The sequence below is a fragment of the Streptomyces sp. NBC_00631 genome, assembly GCF_045206895.1.
Lineage (GTDB): Bacteria > Actinomycetota > Actinomycetes > Streptomycetales > Streptomycetaceae > Streptomyces.
On record NZ_CP107734.1, the window covers coordinates 5,115,643 to 5,136,289 of the forward strand.

The 20,647-nt window shown below is 72.3% G+C and carries 22 protein-coding genes; 12 read left to right on the plus strand and 10 right to left on the minus strand.

What is annotated here, in order from left to right; translation table 11 throughout:
- The first annotated feature begins 205 nt into the window (after positions 1–205).
- A complete protein-coding gene (locus OHB00_RS23335; protein WP_406437217.1) occupies positions 206–1,849 on the plus strand; it encodes a DNA repair helicase XPB in 1,644 nt (547 codons plus the stop codon).
- Here OHB00_RS23335 and OHB00_RS23340 read toward each other — a convergent pair.
- Together OHB00_RS23340 and OHB00_RS23345 are read right to left on the minus strand one after the other, a co-directional pair.
- Entirely contained in the window at positions 1,807–3,066 is a 1,260-nt protein-coding gene (locus tag OHB00_RS23340; RefSeq protein WP_406437219.1) for a glycosyltransferase 87 family protein, read from the minus strand. The two genes, OHB00_RS23335 and OHB00_RS23340, sit on opposite strands and share 43 nt — an antisense overlap.
- Before the next feature lie 18 nt (positions 3,067–3,084).
- Positions 3,085–3,270 carry a hypothetical protein gene (locus OHB00_RS23345; protein ID WP_406437221.1) on the minus strand — a complete coding sequence of 62 codons (186 nt, stop codon included), beginning with the start codon at positions 3,268–3,270 and terminating at the stop codon, positions 3,085–3,087.
- 354 nt (positions 3,271–3,624) lie between these two features.
- On the opposite strand from OHB00_RS23345, the gene OHB00_RS23350 reads away from it, so the two are divergent.
- Positions 3,625–5,679 carry a HelD family protein gene (locus OHB00_RS23350; protein WP_406437223.1) on the plus strand — a complete coding sequence of 685 codons (2,055 nt, stop codon included), beginning with the start codon at positions 3,625–3,627 and terminating at the stop codon, positions 5,677–5,679.
- Here OHB00_RS23350 and OHB00_RS23355 read toward each other — a convergent pair.
- Both OHB00_RS23355 and OHB00_RS23360 read right to left on the minus strand, forming a co-directional pair.
- Complete coding sequence (locus tag OHB00_RS23355; RefSeq protein WP_406437225.1) at positions 5,676–6,455, minus strand: copper homeostasis protein CutC; 780 nt, start codon at positions 6,453–6,455, stop codon at positions 5,676–5,678. The genes OHB00_RS23350 and OHB00_RS23355 overlap by 4 nt on opposite strands.
- Positions 6,456–6,603: 148 nt before the next feature.
- Positions 6,604–7,278: a maleylpyruvate isomerase family mycothiol-dependent enzyme gene (locus OHB00_RS23360; protein WP_406437227.1), complete on the minus strand. Its 675-nt coding sequence runs from the start codon at positions 7,276–7,278 to the stop codon at positions 6,604–6,606.
- Positions 7,279–7,325: 47 nt separating this feature from the next.
- Here OHB00_RS23360 and OHB00_RS23365 point away from each other — a divergent pair, with 47 nt between their 5' ends.
- Complete coding sequence (locus tag OHB00_RS23365; RefSeq protein WP_406437229.1) at positions 7,326–7,991, plus strand: hypothetical protein; 666 nt, start codon at positions 7,326–7,328, stop codon at positions 7,989–7,991.
- Between the two features lie 10 nt (positions 7,992–8,001).
- Entirely contained in the window at positions 8,002–9,072 is a 1,071-nt protein-coding gene (locus OHB00_RS23370) for a GNAT family N-acetyltransferase (RefSeq protein ID WP_406437231.1), read from the plus strand.
- 38 nt (positions 9,073–9,110) lie between these two features.
- Here OHB00_RS23370 and OHB00_RS23375 read toward each other — a convergent pair whose 3' ends face one another.
- On the minus strand, positions 9,111–9,380 hold the full coding sequence (locus tag OHB00_RS23375) for a DUF4031 domain-containing protein (RefSeq protein ID WP_406437233.1): 270 nt from the start codon (positions 9,378–9,380) through the stop codon (positions 9,111–9,113).
- Between the two features lie 24 nt (positions 9,381–9,404).
- Positions 9,405–9,791 (minus strand): hypothetical protein, encoded by a 387-nt coding sequence (locus tag OHB00_RS23380; RefSeq protein ID WP_406437235.1) that lies wholly within the window; start codon positions 9,789–9,791, stop codon positions 9,405–9,407.
- Positions 9,792–9,846: 55 nt separating this feature from the next.
- Here OHB00_RS23380 and OHB00_RS23385 point away from each other — a divergent pair, with 55 nt between their 5' ends.
- The 3 genes from OHB00_RS23385 to OHB00_RS23395 all read left to right on the plus strand — a co-directional run bounded on the left by OHB00_RS23385 (position 9,847) and on the right by OHB00_RS23395 (position 13,510).
- Positions 9,847–10,782, plus strand: a complete 936-nt coding sequence (locus OHB00_RS23385) for a MurR/RpiR family transcriptional regulator (protein WP_406437236.1) — start codon at positions 9,847–9,849, stop codon at positions 10,780–10,782.
- Between the two features lie 141 nt (positions 10,783–10,923).
- The gene (gene murQ, locus OHB00_RS23390) at positions 10,924–11,853 is read left to right on the plus strand and encodes an N-acetylmuramic acid 6-phosphate etherase (protein WP_406437238.1); all 930 of its coding nucleotides are present in this window, start codon (positions 10,924–10,926) and stop codon (positions 11,851–11,853) included.
- 16 nt (positions 11,854–11,869) lie between these two features.
- Positions 11,870–13,510 carry a PTS transporter subunit EIIC gene (locus OHB00_RS23395; protein WP_406437240.1) on the plus strand — a complete coding sequence of 547 codons (1,641 nt, stop codon included), beginning with the start codon at positions 11,870–11,872 and terminating at the stop codon, positions 13,508–13,510.
- Here the strand turns inward: OHB00_RS23395 and OHB00_RS23400 are convergent.
- The 3 genes from OHB00_RS23400 to OHB00_RS23410 form a co-directional block, all read right to left on the minus strand.
- Entirely contained in the window at positions 13,461–13,715 is a 255-nt protein-coding gene (locus OHB00_RS23400; protein ID WP_406437242.1) for a hypothetical protein, read from the minus strand. The genes OHB00_RS23395 and OHB00_RS23400 overlap by 50 nt on opposite strands.
- A 151-nt stretch (positions 13,716–13,866) precedes the next feature.
- A complete protein-coding gene (locus OHB00_RS23405) occupies positions 13,867–14,760 on the minus strand; it encodes an acyl-CoA thioester hydrolase/BAAT C-terminal domain-containing protein (RefSeq protein WP_406437244.1) in 894 nt (297 codons plus the stop codon).
- A gap of 1 nt (position 14,761) precedes the next feature.
- Complete coding sequence (locus tag OHB00_RS23410; RefSeq protein WP_406445955.1) at positions 14,762–15,154, minus strand: hypothetical protein; 393 nt, start codon at positions 15,152–15,154, stop codon at positions 14,762–14,764.
- 116 nt (positions 15,155–15,270) lie between these two features.
- On the opposite strand from OHB00_RS23410, the gene OHB00_RS23415 reads away from it, so the two are divergent.
- The 5 genes from OHB00_RS23415 to OHB00_RS23435 all read left to right on the plus strand — a co-directional run bounded on the left by OHB00_RS23415 (position 15,271) and on the right by OHB00_RS23435 (position 19,000).
- Positions 15,271–16,110 carry a helix-turn-helix domain-containing protein gene (locus tag OHB00_RS23415; protein WP_406437246.1) on the plus strand — a complete coding sequence of 280 codons (840 nt, stop codon included), beginning with the start codon at positions 15,271–15,273 and terminating at the stop codon, positions 16,108–16,110.
- Positions 16,094–16,306 carry a DUF397 domain-containing protein gene (locus tag OHB00_RS23420; RefSeq protein ID WP_406437248.1) on the plus strand — a complete coding sequence of 71 codons (213 nt, stop codon included), beginning with the start codon at positions 16,094–16,096 and terminating at the stop codon, positions 16,304–16,306. Before OHB00_RS23415 ends, OHB00_RS23420 begins: the two co-directional genes overlap by 17 nt.
- A 117-nt stretch (positions 16,307–16,423) precedes the next feature.
- Positions 16,424–17,305, plus strand: coding sequence for a hypothetical protein (locus OHB00_RS23425; RefSeq protein ID WP_406437250.1), 882 nt, complete (start codon positions 16,424–16,426; stop codon positions 17,303–17,305).
- 168 nt (positions 17,306–17,473) lie between these two features.
- On the plus strand, positions 17,474–18,052 hold the full coding sequence (locus OHB00_RS23430) for a hypothetical protein (protein ID WP_406437252.1): 579 nt from the start codon (positions 17,474–17,476) through the stop codon (positions 18,050–18,052).
- Between the two features lie 42 nt (positions 18,053–18,094).
- Positions 18,095–19,000: a GNAT family N-acetyltransferase gene (locus OHB00_RS23435; RefSeq protein ID WP_406437254.1), complete on the plus strand. Its 906-nt coding sequence runs from the start codon at positions 18,095–18,097 to the stop codon at positions 18,998–19,000.
- On the opposite strand, the gene OHB00_RS23440 is transcribed toward OHB00_RS23435, so the two are convergent.
- A complete protein-coding gene (locus OHB00_RS23440) occupies positions 18,983–20,536 on the minus strand; it encodes a carboxylesterase/lipase family protein (RefSeq protein ID WP_406437256.1) in 1,554 nt (517 codons plus the stop codon). The genes OHB00_RS23435 and OHB00_RS23440 overlap by 18 nt on opposite strands.
- Positions 20,537–20,647 lie beyond the last annotated feature (111 nt).

Sequence of the window (20,647 nt, forward strand, 5' to 3'; positions counted from 1 at the left end):
ATACGCGGCTCCCTCGGACATGACACCCGAAACGGACCCAAGGTTGCATCGGGCGATCAGGTGCTCCCAGAAACCGGGCACAGGTGGTGCACGTTCCGTCCAGCAGCGAAGGTGATCGCTCGCGCATGAGGCACACTGGAACTTTGGCCCGTGACGATGGCCGCCATGGCGATGGCCGCACGAGCCGAAGGGAGAGGTGCCGCGCGTGAATGGTCCGCTGATCGTCCAGTCCGACAAGACGCTGCTCCTGGAAGTCGACCACGAGCGGGCCGACGACTGCCGTCGGGCGATCGCGCCCTTCGCCGAGCTGGAGCGGGCACCGGAGCACATCCACACCTACCGGGTGACTCCGCTGGGGCTGTGGAACGCGCGGGCGGCCGGGCACGACGCCGAGCAGGTCGTGGACGCGCTGGTCGAGTACAGCCGCTATCCGGTGCCGCACGCGCTGCTGGTCGACATCGCCGAGACGATGGACCGGTACGGCCGGCTGACGCTCAGCAAGCACCCGGCGCACGGGCTGGTGCTCACCACCACCGACCGGCCGGTCCTTGAGGAGATCCTGCGCTCCAAGCGGATCATCCCGCTGATCGGCGCCCGGATCGACCCCGACACCGTCGCCGTGCACCCCTCCGAGCGCGGGCAGATCAAGCAGACCCTGCTGAAGCTGGGCTGGCCCGCCGAGGACCTCGCCGGGTACGTGGACGGGGAGGCCCACCCGATCGAGCTCGCCGAGGACGGCTGGGCGCTGCGGCCGTACCAGAAGCAGGCCGTGGAGAACTTCTGGCACGGCGGGAGCGGGGTCGTCGTCCTGCCCTGCGGGGCCGGGAAGACCCTGGTCGGGGCCGGGTCCATGGCGCAGGCCAAGTCGACCACGCTGATCCTGGTGACCAACACCGTCTCGGCCCGGCAGTGGAAGCACGAGCTGGTGAAGCGGACGAGTCTCACCGAGGACGAGATCGGGGAGTACAGCGGGACGCGCAAGGAGATCCGGCCCGTCACGATCGCCACGTACCAGGTCCTCACGACCAGGCGGAAGGGCGTCTACCCGCACCTCGAACTCTTCGACTCCCGCGACTGGGGGCTGATCGTCTACGACGAGGTCCATCTGCTGCCGGCTCCTGTCTTCAAGTTCACCGCCGATCTGCAGGCGCGCAGGCGGCTGGGACTGACGGCCACCCTCGTGCGCGAGGACGGCCGGGAATCGGACGTGTTCTCCCTCATCGGGCCCAAGCGGTTCGACGCTCCGTGGAAGGAGATCGAGGCGCAGGGCTACATCGCACCCGCCGACTGTGTGGAGGTGCGGGTGAACCTGACGGACTCGGAGCGGCTGGCCTATGCCACCGCCGAGACCGAGGAGAAGTACCGCTTCTGTGCGACCACCGCGACCAAGCGGAAGGTCACGGAGGCGATCGTGAAGCGCTTCGCCGGGCAGCAGATCCTCGTCATCGGCCAGTACATCGACCAGCTCGACGAGCTGGGCGAGCACCTGAACGCCCCCGTCATCAAGGGCGAGACCTCCAACGCCCAGCGCGAGAAGCTCTTCGACGCCTTCCGTGAGGGCGAGATCAGCGTGCTGGTCGTCTCGAAGGTCGCCAACTTCTCCATCGACCTGCCGGAGGCGACGGTCGCCATCCAGGTGTCGGGCACCTTCGGCTCCCGCCAGGAGGAGGCCCAGCGCCTCGGCCGCGTCCTGCGCCCGAAGGCCGACGGTCACCAGGCCCACTTCTACTCCGTGGTCGCCCGCGACACCATCGACCAGGACTTCGCCGCCCACCGCCAGCGCTTCCTGGCGGAGCAGGGGTACGCCTACCGGATCATGGACGCGGACGAGCTCCTCGCGGAGAGCTGAGACCCGTCCGGCGGGGCGGCGCCGGTCCCGTCCGGCGGGGCGGCGCCGTGCCTTCGCAGGGCGGTCGCGGCGCCCGCCAGCAGCGCCAGCCCCAGGAGCGGGTACGGCGAGGCGAGCGGCTGCTGCCACCACGGCAGGTGCAGGTCGCGGTCGCCCTCGTGGGGCAGCAGCCACATCGTGCGCGCCGTGAACACGAGTGCGGCCGTGGCCGCGAGGAGCGTCCGGCCCTCCGCCAGCAGGACCGCCAGCAGCGGGACGCACCACACCCAGTGGTGGGACCAGCTGATCGGGCAGACCAGCAGGGCCGTGACCGCGGTGAGCAGGATGCCCCAGCGGTCGCGGGCGGCGGCGCGGTCGCCGGTCGCGTCACGCCGGTGCGTCGCCAGCCACAGGCCCGTCACCGCGACCGCGGCCGCCGGGAGGGTCCAGGCCAGGCCCGGTGCCGCGGTGCCCGTCGCTCTGGCGATCAGGCCCTGGAGCGACTGGTTGTCGATGATCCAGCCCTTGCCGACCCGGCCGGTCTCGAACAGGCGCCGGGTCCAGAAGTCCACGGTGTCCGCGGGGAGGAGCAGGGCGCCGAGCAGGGCGGTGCCCGCGAAGGACGCCGTCGCGGTGGCCGCCTCCTTTCTGCGGGCGGTGAGGAACAGGTAGGCGATGAAGATCGCCGGAGTGAGTTTGACGCCCGCCGCGATGCCCAGGGCGAGACCCCTGGCGCGGGCGCCGGGCGGCCGGGTCAGGTCCCACAGGACCAGGCAGGCGATCGCGAGGTTGACCTGGCCGAAGAGCAGGGTCTGGAAGACCGGCTCCAGCCAGAGGGTGAGCCCGGTGGCCGCGCACAGCAGCGGAAGGGGTGCCGGGCGGCCGGCCAGGCGGGCGGAGAGGGTGACGAGCCAGGCGAGCAGGAGCGCGTTGCCCGCGAGGAACGCCACCTTCAGGGCCGGGACGGGGAGCCAGGTCGTCGCGACGAACAGGACCGCCGCGAAGGGCGGATACGTCGCCGGCAGCCGCCACTCGGTGACCGTGAAGCCGTACAGATCACCGCCATGGACCACGGCTTCGCCCTCCGCCCGGTAGACCAGCAGGTCGGCCATCGGGGCGTGCAGCAGGACGCAGAGGGCTGCGAAGGTGCAGAGGGAGACCGTCAGTAAGGAGAGGGACAGGAAGAGGAACGGGGTGGCGGGGGAGGCAGAGGGTGACGTCACCGTCCGGTTCGGCACGACGGCGACCCTATGCCGTTACTTGCGGCGTATGCCCGCTTCCTCGCCGTACTCACCGAGGACGGCGACACTGAACGCCGCGCTGACGAAGACCTTGACGGCGCGCAGGGCGTCGCCCAGGCGGTGGTGGGTGTGCGGGACTCCGTCGAGGGCGGTGGCGCCCGGGGGACGGCTGGGGGCTGGGTGGATGGTTGCTGCGCTCATGCCTCAATGGTGGAACTTCGGGCACAAGCAGGGCATCGGTCCACGGGCCCAGTTTTCGGCAATCTCCGGTCCACCCTTCGGTGGACCCCGCCCCGTACCCCCGCCCCACCCTCCGGGTGACGCTCCCCCTAGGGGACTACCGGCGTTCAGGGGCGCGGCCGCTCCCCGGAAGGGACGACCGGCCGCAGGAAAATCCATTGGCCTCCCTCGCCCCCACCTCACTAGAATCTCCGCTCTTGCCCGCCTCCGCCCCCCGGAGTGCCGTCGGCCGGACGGAAACCGGTCGGCTGATCGCCATCTGTGCGCCATCCACACCTGAGCGCCATCGACTCGCAGGCCTTCGGAGGCACCCCCTTGTCCACGCCCACCCACGACCCGCTCTCCCGCGAACGCTCCCACCTCGCCGAGTCCCGCGCCGCCCTGCGCGCCATGCGTGAGGACGTCGAGTCGCTGGACATCCGCGACGTCACCGCGAACTGGGTCAACGCCGAGGTCCTCGCCCGCCAGATGGAGGAGCGCATCAAGGCGCTGGCCGACCTCAGCGACACCCCGCTGTTCTTCGGCCGCCTCGACTACCTGCACTCCCCTGGCGCCGAACAGGCCGAGGGCGCGGAAGGGGAGCGCTTCTACATCGGGCGCCGGCACGTGCACGACCACGACGGCGACCCGATGGTCATCGACTGGCGGGCGCCGGTCTCGCAGCCGTTCTACCGGGCGTCCAAGAAGGACCCGATGGACATCGCGCTGCGCCGCCGCTTCGGGTACACGCGCGGCGAGATCACGGCGTACGAGGACGAGCACCTCTCCGACCCGGCCGAGGCGGTGCGCACCAGCAAGCTGCTCCAGCAGGAGATCGAGCGCCCGCGCGTCGGCCCGATGCGGGACATCGTGGCGACCATCCAGCCCGAGCAGGACGAGATCGTGCGCAGCGGGCTCGGCGGGACGGTGTGCGTGCAGGGGGGCCCGGGCACCGGGAAGACGGCCGTCGGCCTGCACCGGGTCGCCTACCTCCTCTACGCCCACCGGGAGCGGCTCGCCCGCACCGGCACCCTGGTCATCGGGCCGAACCGCTCCTTCCTGCACTACATCGAGCAGGTGCTGCCCGCGCTCGGTGAGCTGGCCGTGCAGCAGGCGACGGTGGACGACCTGGTGGCCCACGTCGATCTGAAGGGGGCCGACGACGCTCCCGCCGCGATCATCAAGGGCGACGCCCGGATGGCGGAGGTCCTGCGCAGGGCCGTATACGCGCACGTCACCCTGCCCACCGAACCGGTCGTGGTCGTGCGCGGCTCCCGCCGGTGGCGCGTCCCGGCGTACGAACTGGAGGACATCGTCCGGGAGTTGCTGGACCGGGGCATCCGGTACGGCGCGGCTCGGGAGGCCCTGCCGCAGCGCATCGCGCATGTCGTGCTGGTCCAGATGGAGCGGTCGGGAGAGGCGCCCGACGACCGCGTGCAGGACTCGGTGGCCCGCAACGCGGCGGTGAAGGCGGCCGTCAAGCAGATCTGGCCGCCGGTCGATCCGGCGAAACTCGTCCTGCGCCTGCTCACGGACGCGGACTACCTCGCGGAGCACGCCGCCGGGATCCTCGACGAGGACGAGCAGAAGGCGATCGTGTGGACGAAGCCGGTGCGCAGCGTCAAGGCGGCGAAGTGGTCGGCCGCGGACGCCGTGCTGATCGACGAGACGACGGATCTCGTCCAGCGCACGCACTCGCTCGGCCATGTCGTCCTCGACGAGGCACAGGACCTCTCCCCCATGCAGTACCGCGCGGTCGGCCGCCGGTGCACCACCGGTTCGGCGACCGTCCTCGGCGACCTGGCGCAGGGCACCACGCCCTGGGCGACGCGGAGCTGGGCCGAGGCCCTGTCCCACCTCGGCAAGCCGGACGGCGTCATCGAGGAACTGACGGCGGGTTTCCGCGTCCCGACGGACGTCATCACCTACGCCTCCCGGCTCCTCCCGCACATCGCCCCCGGCCTCACGCCGGTCGCCTCGGTCCGTGAGAACCCCGGTTTCTTCGCCCTGCGCCCCATCACGGACACCGCCGAAGTGGTCGCCGCGTGCGAGGAGTTGCTCCGCAACGAGGGGTCGACGGGCCTGATCGCGGCGGACGCGCGCGTGCCCGCGCTCGCGGCGGCGCTGACGGCGGCGGGCATCGGCCACCTGGCCCCCGGCGAGGAGACCACGGCCGAGACCCGCCTCACCCTGGTCCCGGCGTCCCTGGCCAAGGGCCTGGAGTACGACTACGTGGTCCTGGACGAGCCCCGCGCCGTGGTCGACGGCGAACCGGACGAACGCACCGGCCTGCGCCGTCTGTACGTGGCCCTCACCCGGGCCGTGTCCGGCCTGATCGTGACCCACGCGGCCCCGTTGCCGGCGCAGCTGGTCCGAGCGGTCGGGGGCTAGTGGGGTGCCACGCGGGGATCGTCGCCGCGTGCGGGTGCGTGGGGGCTTGTCGCGCAGTTCCCCGCGCCCCCGGGTGGGACCACTGACGGTCGGTCCAGCACGTGGCGCCACTCCCGTACCGCTGCCGCCGACACCGGCCCGTCCCAGCCACCGGGCCGGGCCGCGCCGCCGATGTGGAAGGCGTCGATGCCTGCCGCTCGCAGCTCGGGGACGTGATCGAGGCGCAGGCCTCCGCCCACCAGGAGCGTCTGCTCGTACCCCGGCTCTCCCCGCCGCCCCGCCTCGGTCAGCAGCCTGGGCAGGCCCTCGTCCACACCCTCCGCCGCGCCCGCGGTGAGGTAGGTGTCGAGGCCCGTCAGGTCGGCGAGCTGCTTGCGGAGGGCGTCCCGGTCCGCGGCCCTGTCGATGGCCCGGTGGAAGGTCCAGCGGCAGCCGTCCAGCCCGGCCACCACCCGCTCCACCGCGTCCAGGTCCACCCCGCCGTCCGCGTCCAGGAACCCGAGCACGAACTGGTCGGCCCCGGCCGCCCGCAGCTCCCCGGCCACCTCCACCAGGCGGTCGGCGTCGCCCGCCGCGAACCCGTCCGCCAGCCGCAGCATCACGCGCAGGTCGATGTCGACGGCGGCCCGGACCGCGGTGAAGGTCCGGGGCGGCGGGGTCAGCCCGTCGGCCGCCATGTCGGTGACCAGTTCGAGGCGGTCCGCGCCTCCGGCCTGGGCGGCGACCGCGTCCTCGGCGTCGAGGGCGATCACCTCCAGGACTGCACGCGTGCTCATAGGGCCCCTTCCGTGGTGTTCCCCGTGTACCCATGCGACCGACCCCCGCGGCCGACCACAAGAGGTCTAGTCCGGAGGTCTAGTCCAATCCAGGGTACGCGGGGAACGGGAACGGCCGCGAGACCGCCCCGTCCCACACCGGCCGCATTCAGCCGTAGAGGTTCAGCTCCGCCGCCTCCGCCCCCATCAGCTCGTACGACGCCCCGTCCACCGACCGCCCGGTGTACAGCCGTACGAGCGTCGCCGCGTCCCCCATGAAACGGGCCGGGGTCCGGGTGCCGCTCGGCTCGCCCAGTTGCAGCGGCTCGTCCACGTCGTCCAGGTCGGCGTGGAGCCGCAGATGCCCCCGCACCCGGGTCACCCGGGCCAGCAGGGAGAGCGCGTCGGGCAGGCCCGCGCCCGTGTAGGCGCCGGGTTCCCCGAGGGTGTCGCGGACGTCACCGGCATGCACCCACTCGCCCAGGGCGACCGGGTCCAGGGCCCCGTCCGCCCGCCCCGCGATCACGTCCCCGGCCTCGGTCATCCCGCGCTCCAGCTCGTCGAGGACCCGGGCGTTCGTCCAGTCGGCGCGCTCGGCGATGTCCCGGTCGTTCGACTCGGGCGAGAACACCCCCCGCTCGAAGCGGCTCTCCACCACCCGGATCAGCGCGGACGAACAGTGCGCGAGCACATCACGCACCGTCCACCCCGGGCAGGCGGCGGCAGGCAGCGCGAAGTCCGGGTCCGGCCGCGACCGGAGGAGCGGGAGCAGCGCGTCGCGCTCGATGGTGAGGAGACGTCCGGGCAGCAGGGGGTCGCGTACGTCGTTCACAGCAGAAGTCATGCGTCCCACGCTAGGGGGATGTCAGTGGGGCGCGGGAGAATGGGCGCATGGCCGATCTCGACGCCCTGCGCTCCCGCTGGCTGACCGCCCTCCTCAGGTCGCGGGACGACGACTCCTGCGCGCCCTCCCCGCACCGGTACGCCGACGAACTGCTCCGCCGCTGGCAGGAGCCCCAGCGCCGGTACCACACGCTCGCCCATCTGACGGCGGTCCTCGACCACGTCGACGTACTGGAGAAGTACGCGGACGACCCGGACCTGGTCCGGCTCGCCGCCTGGTTCCACGACGCGGTGTACGCGCCGGACCGGTCGGAGAACGAGGAGCGCTCGGCCCGCCTCGCCGAACGCGCTCTCCCCGAGGCCGGGCTCCCGGCACGGCAGACCGCCGAGGTCGCCCGCCTGGTCCGGCTCACCGTCACCCACGACCCGGCCCCCGGCGACCGCAACGGCGAGGTCCTGTGCGACGCCGACCTCGCGATCCTCGCCGCTCCGCCCGCCGCGTACGCCGCCTACACCGTCGAAGTACGCGAGGAGTACCACTTCGTCCCGAACGACGCCTTCCGCGCGGGCCGTTCCGCGGTCCTGCGCCAACTCCTCGACCTGCCCCAGCTGTTCAGAACGCCGTACGGCCGGACGGAGTGGGAGCCGACCGCCCGCCACAACCTCACCGGCGAGCTGGAAATGCTGTCGACCGCCGAGGAGCCGGCGTCCTAGGGTGCGGCTCATGCGTGAACTGGGCGGGGATCGGATAACGGAGGCCGTCGCCGGCTGTGTCGCGGCGCTGCGACCGGCGGTGGCACGGGACTGGACGGAGGTGCGGGCGGGCGGGCTGGACTGGAACTGCCACGAGACGGCGGTCCACGTCGCCGACGACCTCGTGGCGTACGCCGCCAACCTGGCCGGTCGCGCCCAGGACGCGTACGTGCCCTTCGAGCTCAGGCTGGACGACGGCACCGACAACTCCGGCCTGCTGCACGTGATCGAGACGACCGGCGCCCTGCTCGCCGCCACCGTCCGCACCACCTCCCGGCACGTCCGCGCCTTCCACCCGTACCCCTTCCGCAGCGCCGACCGCGTGGGCTTCGCCGGCATGGGCATCGCCGAAGTACTGCTCCACACCCATGACATGACGCAGGGACTGGGGCTCCCCTACCAGCCCGCCGAGGAACTCGCCGAGTCCGTCCTCGCCCACCTCTTCCCGCACGTCCAGCCCGGTCCGACGCCCTGGCAGACCCTGCTCTGGGCCACCGGCCGCGGCGAGCTGCCCGGCCGCGCCCCGGTCACCCAGTGGCGCTGGAACAACAACCTCGTCATCCCCGCCGAACGCCTCGACCTCGTCGGCATCCGCCCCGCCGAAGCCCGTGACCTGCGCCTCGGCGGCGACGGCGGCTTCGAGTGGACCGACGGCGGCCCCTACGAGGGCACCCGGGACGCGGCGGGCTTCCTGCTGAAGGCGTACGAAGGAGGCGTGCACCGGCCCGAGTTCGGCGTCTTCGCCCTGGTCCGCCGGGAGGACGGCCGGGCGATCGGCGGCATGGGCTTCCACTCCGTCCCCGACGAGGACGGCCGGGTGGAGATCGGCTACGACCTGACCGAGGCCGCCCGCGGCAACGGCTACGCGACCGAGGCGCTCCGCGCCCTGGCCGACTGGGCGTCCGCCCGGGACGACGTACGGTCCCTGTTCGCGACCATAGAGGCGGCCAACACCCCCTCCCAGGCGGTCGTCACGCGCGCCGGGTTCACCAAGGTGAGCGAGGACGAGGAGGGGCTGGCCTTCGAACTGCGGGCGAAGTAGCCGCCGTCAGCGGCCGTCACGCCGTCGTCCGGGCGTCGTCACCTCGGCATGTCGCTCTTGCGCCGGCGCAGCCCCGCCCCGTGCAGCAGCCGCACCACCTCGCGGCTGCTGACCTCCACGGCGCCGGCCCGCACCGCGTCCGCGTAGCGGTGGGAGGGAAGGTCGTAGTGGTCGCGCTCGAAGGCGCGGCGGGGCACACCCAGCCCCTCGGCGAACAAGTGCAGTTCGGCGTACGACACATCACTGACCAGGTGGGACCACATCCGGCCGTGGCCCGGCCAGTTCGGCGGGTCGATGTACACCGTCATATGAACCCCCTCATGAGAGCTCCCTCATGAGGACGACATCCCGCCGCCCAGCGAGCCGCCCAGGGAGCCGACGGAGGCGACCTTCACGCCCGCCTTGTGGCACACCCAGTGCGGGTCCGGGCCGAGTTCCGGTTCGACGTCCAGGGCGTGCGGGTCGCCGGAGCCGCACACCGGGCACAGCGGCCAGCGGCCGTACCGCTCCAGGAGCGCGTCCTGGACGTCCTGGGCCACCAGCCCCGCCACGTACTCCGCGCCCTCCGGCCACTGCTGGACCCACCAGCGCCGCTGCACGACGGAGTCCTCCACCAGCGAGACCACGTCCGCCTCGGCGACCTCACCGGCGACCAGGTCGGCGAGCACCAGGGCGCGGGCTGCGTGCAACGCCTGTTCCAGGGGGCTTACGGGGTCCATGGACCCATTGTGCGCGGTCTTGACCGGACGACCGAACCGAAAATATCTTTCAAGAGTGACCGAGAACGTGAAGGAAATTTTCGGCAGCCAGGGAACCGGCAGCGGCACCGCGCCACCGGCTCCCGCCGCCCTCGCGGCCAAGGTGCGGACCCTCGCGCCCTCCATGACCCGTTCCATGCAGCGCGTCGCCGAGGCCGTCGCGGGCGATCCCGCCGGCTGCGCGGCCCTCACGGTCACCGGCCTCGCGGAGCTCACCGGCACCAGCGAGGCGACCGTCGTCCGCACCGCCCGGCTGCTCGGTTATCCCGGCTACCGCGACCTGCGGCTCGCCCTCGCCGGGCTGGCCGCGCACCAGCAGTCGGGGCGGGCGCCCGCGATCACCACCGACATCGCGGTCGACGACCCGATCGCCGACGTCGTCGCGAAACTCGCCCACGACGAGCAGCAGACCCTCGCGGACACGGCGGCCGGTCTCGACACGGTGCAGCTGGGGGCCGCCGTCAGCGCGCTCGCCGGGGCGCGGCGGACCGATGTGTACGGCATCGGGGCGTCGGGGCTGGTCGCCCAGGACCTCACGCAGAAGCTGCTGCGGATAGGGCTGATAGCGCACGCCCACAGCGATCCGCATCTCGCGGTCACCAACGCGGTGCAGTTGCGGGCCGGGGACGTGGCGATAGCGATCACGCACTCCGGGGCGACCGGGGATGTCATAGAGCCGTTGCGGGTGGCCTTCGAGCGGGGGGCCACGACCGTCGCCATCACCGGGCGGCCGGGGTCCTCGGTGACGCGGTACGCCGACCATGTGCTGACGACGTCGACCTCGCGGGAGAGCGAGCTGCGGCCGGCGGCGATGTCGTCGCGGACCAGTCAGTTGCTGGTGGTGGACTGCCTGTTCGTGGGGGTGGCGCAGCGGACGTACGAGGCGGCCGCGCCGGCGTTGGCGGCGTCGTACGAGGCGTTGGCTCATCGGCACCGGAGTGTGCCGAGGTAGAGAGACCGTATGGCTGACTGTTGTGGGAATCCGCGGGCTGAGTGTGGCTGGTCGCGCCCGCGCGGCGGTAGCCGCAAATCGCACACAGCCCCGCGCCCCTGGGGGGTTGCACCGGACCGCATCAGAAAGAGCTGTTCTCCCATGACCACCGAACACCGTGCTCTCCGTACCGAACTCGAAGCGCTCACCACCGAGGCGTTCCGGCCGGACCTGGCCGAGATCGACACGCTCCCCACGCTCGACATCGCCCGCCTCATGAACGGCGAGGACGCCGGGGTGGCCGCCGCCGTGGCTCTGCGGCTGCCCCAGATCTCGGCCGCCATCGACGGCATCGCCGCCCGGATGGCCCAGGGTGGCCGGCTGGTCTACACCGGGGCCGGTACCGCCGGGCGGCTCGGGGTGCTGGACGCGTCCGAGTGTCCGCCCACCTTCAACACCCGTCCCGGTCAGGTCGTAGGGATGATCGCGGGCGGGCCGGAGGCCATGGTCACGTCCGTGGAAGGGGCCGAGGACTCGGCGGAACTGGCCCGTACGGACCTCGACGCGCTCGGCATCGGCGTCTGCGACACCGTGGTCGGGATCTCGGCCTCCGGCCGCACCCCCTACGCCGTCGGCGCCGTCGAGCACGCCCGTGCCCTCGGCGCCCTGACCGTCGGCCTCTCCTGCAACGCGGGCAGCGCGCTCGCGACCGCCGCCGAGCACGGTATCGAGGTCGTCGTCGGCCCCGAGCTGCTCACCGGCTCAACCCGGCTCAAGGCCGGCACCGCCCAGAAGCTCGTCCTCAACATGCTGTCGACGATCACGATGATCCGGCTCGGCAAGACCTACGGGAACCTGATGGTCGACGTCCGTGCCTCCAACGAGAAGCTGCGGGCCCGTTCGCGGCGGATCGTGGCGCTGGCGACCGGCGCCGGGGACGCGGAGATCGAGGCGGCCCTCACCGCCACCGGCGGCGAGGTGAAGAACGCCGTCCTGGTGATCCTGGCCGGCGTCGACGGGCCCACCGCCGCCCGCCTTCTGGAGGAGTCCGGCGGCCATCTGCGCGCGGCGCTCGCCACGACGGGCGGCTGACCCGCACGCTCGGAGAGTGCAGAGATCGCCGTACGACACCGCCGCCGCGCTGCTGCCCCTGGTGGGCGGCCCCGCCAACGTCACCCTGGCCGCCCACTGCATGACCCGGCTCAGGGTGACGGTGAACGACCGCTCGCTCGTGGACGCGGAGGCGGTACGGGCCGTGCCGGGTGTGCTGGGGGTGGTGGCCGACGGCGACAGCTTCCAGGTGGTACTCGGCCCGGGGACGGTGGTCCAGGTGACCGCCGAGTTCGAACAACTGCTCGCCGCCGGACAGCCGACCCCGGCCGTCGGCGGCGCCGCGCAACCGCCCGTCGGTGGCGGCGCACAACCCCCCACCAGTGGCGGCGGGCAACCCCCCATCGGTGGCGGCGGGCAGCATGCCATGGGTGGCGCCGGGCATGCTGCCGTCGACGGGACCGGGCAACCGCCCGCCGGCGGGACCGGGCAACCCGCCGTCCACGGGACCGGGCAGCCGGAAACCTGCGGGGCCCCGCACGCGGACACCACCGGGGCCGGGCAGCTCGCCGCTCGTGGAGTCGAGCTGCGGGCGGCCCGGGCACGGCGCAACGCGACCCCCGTCAAGACCGCCCTGCGCCGCATCGCCGACGTGTTCGTGCCGCTCATCCCGGCCCTCATCGGCTGCGGGGTGCTCGCCGGGCTCAACGGGCTGCTCGTGAACACCGGCCGGCTCTCCTGGCTCACCCCTGCCCTCGCCGCCATCGCCTCCGGCTTCATGGCGCTGATCAGCGTGTTCGTCGGATACAACACGGCGAAGGTGTTCGGCGGGACGCCCATCCTCGGGGGCGCGGTCGCGGCGATCGTCGTCTGTCCGGGCGTCGCGAAGGTGACGGCCTTCGGGGTGACGCTCGTACCCGGTCAGGGCGGAGTCCTCGGGGCCCTGGCGGCGGCGCTGCTCGCGACGTACGTCGAACGGTGGTGCCGGGGCCGCGTCCCGGACGCCCTGGACGTCCTGCTCACCCCCACCGTGACCGTCCTCGTCGCAGGCCTCGCCACGCTCTACGGCCTCATGTACGCCGCCGGTCGCGTCTCCTCCGCCATCGGCACCGCCGCCAACTGGCTGCTCGCCACCACGGGACCGTTCGCCGGGCTCGTCCTCGGCGGCCTCTTCCTCCCCCTCGTCATGCTGGGCCTGCACCAGGCCCTGATCCCCATCCACACCACCCTCATCCAGCAGCAGGGCTACACCGTCCTGCTCCCCCTCCTGGCCATGGCGGGCGCGGGCCAGGTCGGGGCCGCCCTCGCCGTCTACGCCCGCCTCCGCCACGACACCTCACTGCGTACGACGATCAGGTCGGCGCTCCCGGCGGGCCTGCTCGGCGTCGGCGAGCCCCTCATCTACGGGGTCTCGCTCCCGCTGGGCCGCCCCTTCCTGACCGCCTGCGCGGGCGGCGCGGCGGGCGGCGCCTTCGTCGGTTTCTTCGCGGTGCTCGGCGACCGGGTGGGCGCCACCGCCATCGGTCCCTCGGGCTGGGCCCTGTTCCCTCTCCTCACGGGGAACAGGGGCCCGGCCCTGGCGGCGGCGATCTACGCGGGCGGCCTGCTGACCGGTTACGCCGTGGGGTTCCTGGCGACCTACGTCGGTTTCAGCGCCGCCGGTAGCCCGGGTGACCCGTCACCTCGGCGATCCAGGTGATGAAGTCACCGGGGTCGTCGTCGGCGCCGTGCCCGGCGTCCCAGTAGTACTTGATGTCGACGTCGTCGCCGAGGTTCTTCAGCCTGGCGGCGAAGTTGGCGGCGACGGTGAGCGAGGTGCCGCTGTCCTTCGTGCCGAGGCGGATCCACCAGTGCCGGGCACGGTCCGGGTTGACCTGGTCCGCGACGTGGTACTTCGCGTTCATCTGGTCGCGGTTCTTCGGGATGTCGGCGTCGAGGCGCGCGCTGTCGCCCTCCGCGTGCCGAAGGCTGTAGAGGGTGAACCCCGATGGGTTGCCGACAAATCGTCTACAAAGCCTGGTGGATGGGAGAGCCGACGCAAGAAGTTGGCCGGTTTCAGCGGTCTTCGGTACCGGCTCTTCCGCCGCCGAGCGCGTCGAGGATGTGCGGCCATGCCGCCCTGCCGAGGAGCACGTCCGCTTCGGGAGTGCCTCCGTACCTGAAGCGCGGGGACGTCGGCGCGGGGTTCTCACCAGGGAGGCGTGGCCGGTGGCCGGCGTCGTCGCGAGCGACCAGACGCACGGACGCCCCGGCCGACCGTCGGCGCTGTGCCAGCCGCTCGGCGAAGGGAAGTGACGGCCACATCGCGTCATCGCCGCCTGCCACCAGCAGGAGATCGGCTCTGGCCGTGTCCACGGGGATCTCCGCCGACGGAATCGAGTGAGCGAAGGTCCGCTCGCTCAGTTCGTACCATCCCCGGATGGCGACGGGACCGCTGTCCGGCTCCGCGGGAACCCAGGAATCGTCCATCGGGACAAAAGGCAGCGGCCGGTCCCGCCAGGTCCAGGACGAGCGATACGGGTGGTGCGCTCCGTCGCGGCCCGGGCCGACATTGCACCAGACTCGCGAGGTGGGCGACAGGGCGACGGCCACGTCCACGCGCGCGTCGAGCACAGCCGTGAACAGGGCCGCCTCGGCCCCCTTGGAGACGCCGAGAACTCCGATGCGCCGCGCTCCGCCCAGCCGGAGGAAGTCGACGGCGGCGGTGAAGGTCTCCAGGGGAACTTCACAAATCCCCGGCGGCTGCCCAGGCCCACCGAACCAGCGGATCGCCAAGGCCGCGAAGCCCTGCCGAGCGAGGATGCGCGCCCGCTCCCGCTCGACGCGCCCGCTGGATCCCGCCAGGACCACAACGCCGATCTCGCTCCCGTGCGCCGGAGCGATCAGAACGCCTTCCCAGGGATGGGACAGCTCGCGCTCGCTGACGTCCGTCGGTACGGCTCCGCTCACCTCAACAGGGTAGCCGCCGAGCCCCGTTGATCCGTCGCACCTGTGCCCGCAGCACCTCCTCCGGTGGCGCCGGCTCCAGCGACCCCGCCGGACAGTCCCATTCCCGGCCCCCGGCCACCGGCCGCACCTGCACCCTCCCGCCGACATGTCCCCTGACCTCGCCGATCCGCCCGTCCCGTGCGTCCGTCACATACGTCCCGACGGGGGGCCGTTCCCCTCGCACCACCGACGCGAGCCGCTCAGCGACCCGCACATTGCACCGCCCCAGCTCGACCAGGGCGAACGGCTCGTCGCTCGCACCGGTCACCGGGTCGACGCAGAGCGACGGCAGTACGACACCGGCGCCCTTCAGGGCCGCCCGCAGCGACTCCACGACCTCTTCGGTGGTCCGCAGCACCATTCCTACCTCCACGCTGAGTTTGCGGTTCACGACACAGCGTGGCTGCCGCGCCTCTAACCTGGCCAGATACGGCATCCCAACAACCTCGTCTGTTGGACAGGGGCGTACGCATGGCAGGACCGAAGGATCTGGATCCGTCGTCATCGCCGCGGGCCTTGCTGGGCGCCGAGTTACGGCATGCCCGGGAGCGGAAAGGGATGAGCCAGGCAGAGTTGGGCCAGCTGGTGTTCGTGAGCGGGTCCTACATCGGGCAGTTGGAGGCCGGGACGCGGCGGATGCTGCCGGATCTCGCCCGTCTGCTGGACGAAGTCCTGGAGACCGGTGGCTTCTTCAAGCGGAACTGCAAGGCGGCGGCCAAGTCGAAATACGCGGATCACTTCGCAGACGTAGCGGAGATCGAGGCTCAAGCCGCGGCGATCAGGGAATACGCACCACTCCTGATCCCTGGGCTGCTTCAGACGCCCGCGTATGCCCGGATCGTGAACCGCGCCTACGCGCCGACCGCGCCGGAAGAGGTCATCGAGGAGTGGACGGAAGGCCGGTTGGAGCGAACCCGACTGCTTGACCACCCAACAAGGCCGTTGTTGTGGGCCGTGCTCGACGAGGCGGCCTTGCGCCGGGAGACCGGCGGCCGGGCGGTGATGGCGGAAGCCCTGCGTCACATCGCCGGTCTGTCCCACCGGAACCGGGTCATCATGCAGGTGCTGCCGCTCAGCGCGGGCGCGCACGCAGGCATGGCGGGAGCCCTCAAGCTGATGGAGTTCGAGGATGCTCCCGCGCTGGCCTACCTCGAAGCGGTGCGCAAGGGGCGGCTGGAGGATGACCCTGCCACTGTCACCCAACTGAGGTTCCTGTTTGATCTCCTCGCCGCCTCCGCCCTCTCGCAGCAGGAGTCCCTTGCCCTGGTCGAGGCGCTGGCAGAGGATTACGCCCATGAGGAACATCCGTAACCACGACCTGAGCACGGCCATGTGGATCAAGTCGAGCTACAGCCAGGGGGGCGACAACTGCCTCGAAGTAGCTGTCGGCCACCCCACCCTCATCCCCGTCCGCGACTCCAAGACCGCCCCCCTCGGCCCGGAGCTCGTGTTCCGGTCGGCGGCATGGTCAGCCTTCGTCGAAAACCTCAAGGACCTCGGCGCCTGACCCGGCTTGAGCCTCGGGCGATCGTCTAGCGTGCCCGCACAACGAACAGAACAGCCCCCGTCAGGCGCTACCAACACCTGCGGGGGCTTGACCAACAAGATCGGAACAAGCGATCCCATGGCTGTCAGCCAGTTTAGTGCTGCCCCCCTGTCCGCGCACGCCGCCCCGCACCCCATGGCCAACCCCGGCTACGGAAAGCGGTCCGCGCCGGACCAACACCGTCGCACCGCGCATGACTTCGCCCACCTCCCGCCCCGCGAAGCCGCCATCGCCGCGTACGTCGACCGGCTCCCCGACGGCGCCGACATCTCCGTGAAGACGCTGGCCAAGCAGCTCCCTTACGGGCAGTGCGCCCTCCGCACCGCCCTCAACAACCTCCAGCGGGCTGGGCACTTGCGGCGGGGCCGGGAACACCTCGCCGACTCCGGTAGCTGTCGCTGGATCACCCGATCGTGGTGGTCCCGTACCGCACGCGACGATGACTGGTGGGCGGCGTTCACGCGAGGCGCCGTACCGGAACCGGAGCAGCCCCCCGACCGGGCCCGCCCCACCCGCTCCCGCGCCCACATCCTCCTCGCCGCCCTCGGCCGCACCGCCCCGGCCCTCTCCCTCTCCCAGGCCGACTGCGCGGCCCTCGCCCCGCTGCTCACGGAGTGGTTCGCCCGCGGCGCCACCGACGAGTACGCCCTCCAGGCCCTGACCAGCGGCCTCCCCTCCCCCGTCCACCACCCGGCCGCCCTGCTCCGCAGACGCCTCACCGACAAGCTCCCGCCCGAGCCGGTGCGGCCCGCTGCCCGCCCGCCGCTGCGGATCCTGGAGTGCGCGAAGTGCGGGGCGCCGGGCCGCCCGGAGGCGCTGCCGGGCGGCATCTGCGGCGCGTGCCGCGGCGAACGCGCCCCCGGCAGCCACCACGCACTCCTGTCACCTTCCGAGGTCCGCTCGCGGGTCGCGGAGATCCGTGGCGCGATGAACGAACGACGGGAGAGGACACCCGCATGACAAGCGAGCCTGCAGAGCTTCAGAGGCTGCGGGACGTCGCGGATACGCCGAAGCACACGCGCGTGATCCACGCGGTGGTGTGCGAGCACCACGCATGAACGAGTTCCGGAGGCTCCGTACGATCGCGCTCCCGCGGTGCTGTCAGCGCCGTATGCCACGCTGGTCCGTATGAACCACGCCCAGCTCACCGCCCTCGGCCGGGCCCTTCGTCTGCTCGGGGAGCACGGGGAGGCGCTGACCGGGGACACGCCCGACGCGAAGTTGCACGAGGTCAAGGATGATCTGCGGCGCGCTCTCGACCTGCTGGAGGAGAGCGTCAGCGCGGCCGCGCCCACCACCCGGTGTGCCGAGCATCCGCAGGGCCCCGTGGACGAGAGCGCCCCCGACCTGTGCCTGCTGTGCGAGACGCGGCGGCGGGCGGCGCGGAGGTCCGAGTACGGGGGCGGCCCCCGGCCGTCCGCGCAGGGAGAGGCCGCCGGGCCGTCCATGTCCCGGTACGGGGTGCGCGCCGACCGGCCACAGCCCCAGCAGCGCTGGCTGCCGGAGGCGTGGAACGGCCGGGAGTGGGAGCTGTGCGGCACCCCCCGGCGCGACCGTCGGGAGGCCGAGCTGTATCTCGCCGCCCAGCGGCGCGGATCCCGGCCGGCGATGGCCTACCGGCTGGTCCACGAGTTCACCGACTACGAGGTGCTCCGGGTGTGGGGCACTCCGGTGCACGTGGACATCGAGCCCCTGGGCAATCTGTAGTGGCTGGTGGCGCCCCATCCATTCTCTGACTAAGGTCAGAGAATGGATGGGGCGCAGATCGAGCAGGTACGGCGGTTCAACCGCACCGTCACCGAGCGGGTGGGCGTGCTCCACGACCGCTACCTGGGCCGCGACCGGCCGATCGGCGAGGCCCGGCTGCTCTGGGAGATCGGCGAGCAGGGCCAGGACGTACGGCGGCTGCGCGAACGGCTCGGACTCGATTCCGGGTACGTCAGCCGACTGCTGCGTTCCCTGGAGGCCGACGGCCTGGTGGCGGTGGAGCCGCACCCGCAGGACAGGCGGGTGCGTACCGTGCGGCTGACGGAGAAGGGGCGGGCGGAGCGCACCCTGCTCGACGACCGCAGTGACGACCTGGCCGGTTCCCTCCTCCAGCCGCTCAACGCCGCGCAGCGTGCCCGGCTGGTCGCGGCCATGGCCGAGGTCGACCGGCTGCTGACCGCCGGCACGGTCACCCTGGACGTCGTCGACCCCGACCACCCCGATGCCCGGCACTGCCTGCTGTCCTACTTCGCCGAACTGCAGGAGCGCTTCGACACCGGCTTCGATCCCGCGCGCAGCCTGCTGCCCGACGCCGGTGAACTCCGGCCGCCGCACGGTCTGTTCCTGGTCGCCCGGCTGCACGGCGACCCCGTCGGCTGTGCGGGCGTGAAGCTGCCGTCCGGGGCGCCGGCGGAGATCAAGCGCATGTGGGTCGCCCCTCAGGCCCGGCGGCTCGGCCTCGCCCGCCGGTTCCTGAACGAGCTGGAAGAGCGGGCCGCCCGGCACGGCTACGACACCCTGCGCCTGGACACCAACAAGACGCTCAGCTCCGCGATCAACCTCTACCACTCCTTCGGCTTCGAGGAGGTCCCCGCGTTCAACGACGAGCCGTACGCCCATCACTGGTTCGAGAAGCGGATCACCGGGCCGTCAGCCGAGCAGCGGTGACGGTGCGAAGTCGTATCCCTCCCACAGCCGCCTGCTCGTCTCCTCCGGGTACGCCGTGACCGTCGGTGTGGTGTCCAGGACCTGGGTGGAGCGGCCCTCGGTGTCGTAGGCCGGCCAGCCCGGGTCGCCGGTCGCCGCGAAGGACGTCCATGCGGTGCGGAAGCGGGCGGAGAGGGCCTTGGCCTCGGGGGTGACTCCCGTGTCCGCCCAGAGGAGGTTGGCGAGGTCCGCCTCGAACGTGCCGAAGAGGAGCGGGATGTCCAGGCCGTGGCAGGCGCCGAGGAGGCCGCCGTTGCCCGGGGCGCCCCAGGTCAGTTCGTAGAGGTGGGCCCGGCCGCCGCCCGCGATCTGCGCCTCCGCCAGGCGCAGGGACGGTATCGCGAACAGCCAGTCGGTCTGGACCCGTTCGTACAGGTCGCTCGGCGAGGCGTCGGGGTGGGCGGCTCGGTAGGCACGGTCGCCCGCCGCGCCGCCCGGTGCGAACAGGCGCAGGGCGCCGGTCGCCTGCTCCTCCGTGATCTTGCCGTACATCCCGCTCATGACCAGGAAGAGCCGGAACTCGTCGCGGTTGTGACCGACGAGGAGGTCCACGTCCCGCGCGGCGCCGGACGCGAGCGCCTGCCAGGGGGTGGCGGGGAGCACCTCGCCGTCGACCACCGGGGAGAACGGGGTGACCGTCGGTGCTATCTGGCCCCAACGGTCCACGTACTGCGGCATCTTGGCGCCGAGCGCCTGCCCGGCCTCGGTCAGCCGGCGCGGGTCGGTCGTCGCCAGGTCGGCCGCCGTGGGGCGCAGGCCGGCCTCGGTCGCGAGGGCCCTGCCGATGTCCTCGGCGAGCTCGGCGGAGAAGAAGGTGCCCGGGACGCTCTGGGCGATCGCCCGCCGGAACAGGCCGCGCGCCCTCGGCATCGCCAGGAGGGACGCCACCGACCCGGCGCCCGCCGACTCGCCGAAGACCGTGACCCGGTCGGGGTCGCCGCCGAACGCCGCGATGTTCTCCCGCACCCAATCCAGCGCCGCCACCTGGTCCAGCAGGCCCCGGTTCGCGGGCGCACCCTCGATGTGGGCGAAACCCTCCATGCCGACCCGGTAGTTGAGGGAGACCACGACCACGTCGCCGTCGCGTGCGATGTGCTGGGCGTCGTAGCCCGGGCTGCCGGAGTGGCCCAGTTTGTAGGCGCCGCCGTAGATCCACACCATCACCGGGCGGTGGGCGGCCGGGTCAGGGTCGGGTGTCCACACGTTCACCGTGAGCCAGTCGTCGCCCTCGGGGGCCTCCAGAGCACCCGTGAACCCCTGGATGCCCAGGTCCTGCGGGGGCGGCGGGCCGAAGGCGTACGCCTCACGCGTGCCCTCCCAGGGCCGGGCCGGGCGGGGCGCCGCGAACCTGGCCGCTCCCACCGGGGGATCGGCGAACGGTATGCCGCGGAAGACCGCCAGGCCGTCCTCCCGCAGGCCGCGCACGGCACCGGCGGTGGTGCGCACGACGGGGCCCTCGGCCACGGGCGCCGGCTCGGCGGACTCGTTCGTGATCATGATCGCTCGCTTTCGACGGCTGGTTGCTGCCACTTCCTGCGACTGACCGCTGCCGGTTTCACAGCCGGTCACCGATGAAACGTCCGGCGCTTCGCACGAGTGCCGAACATC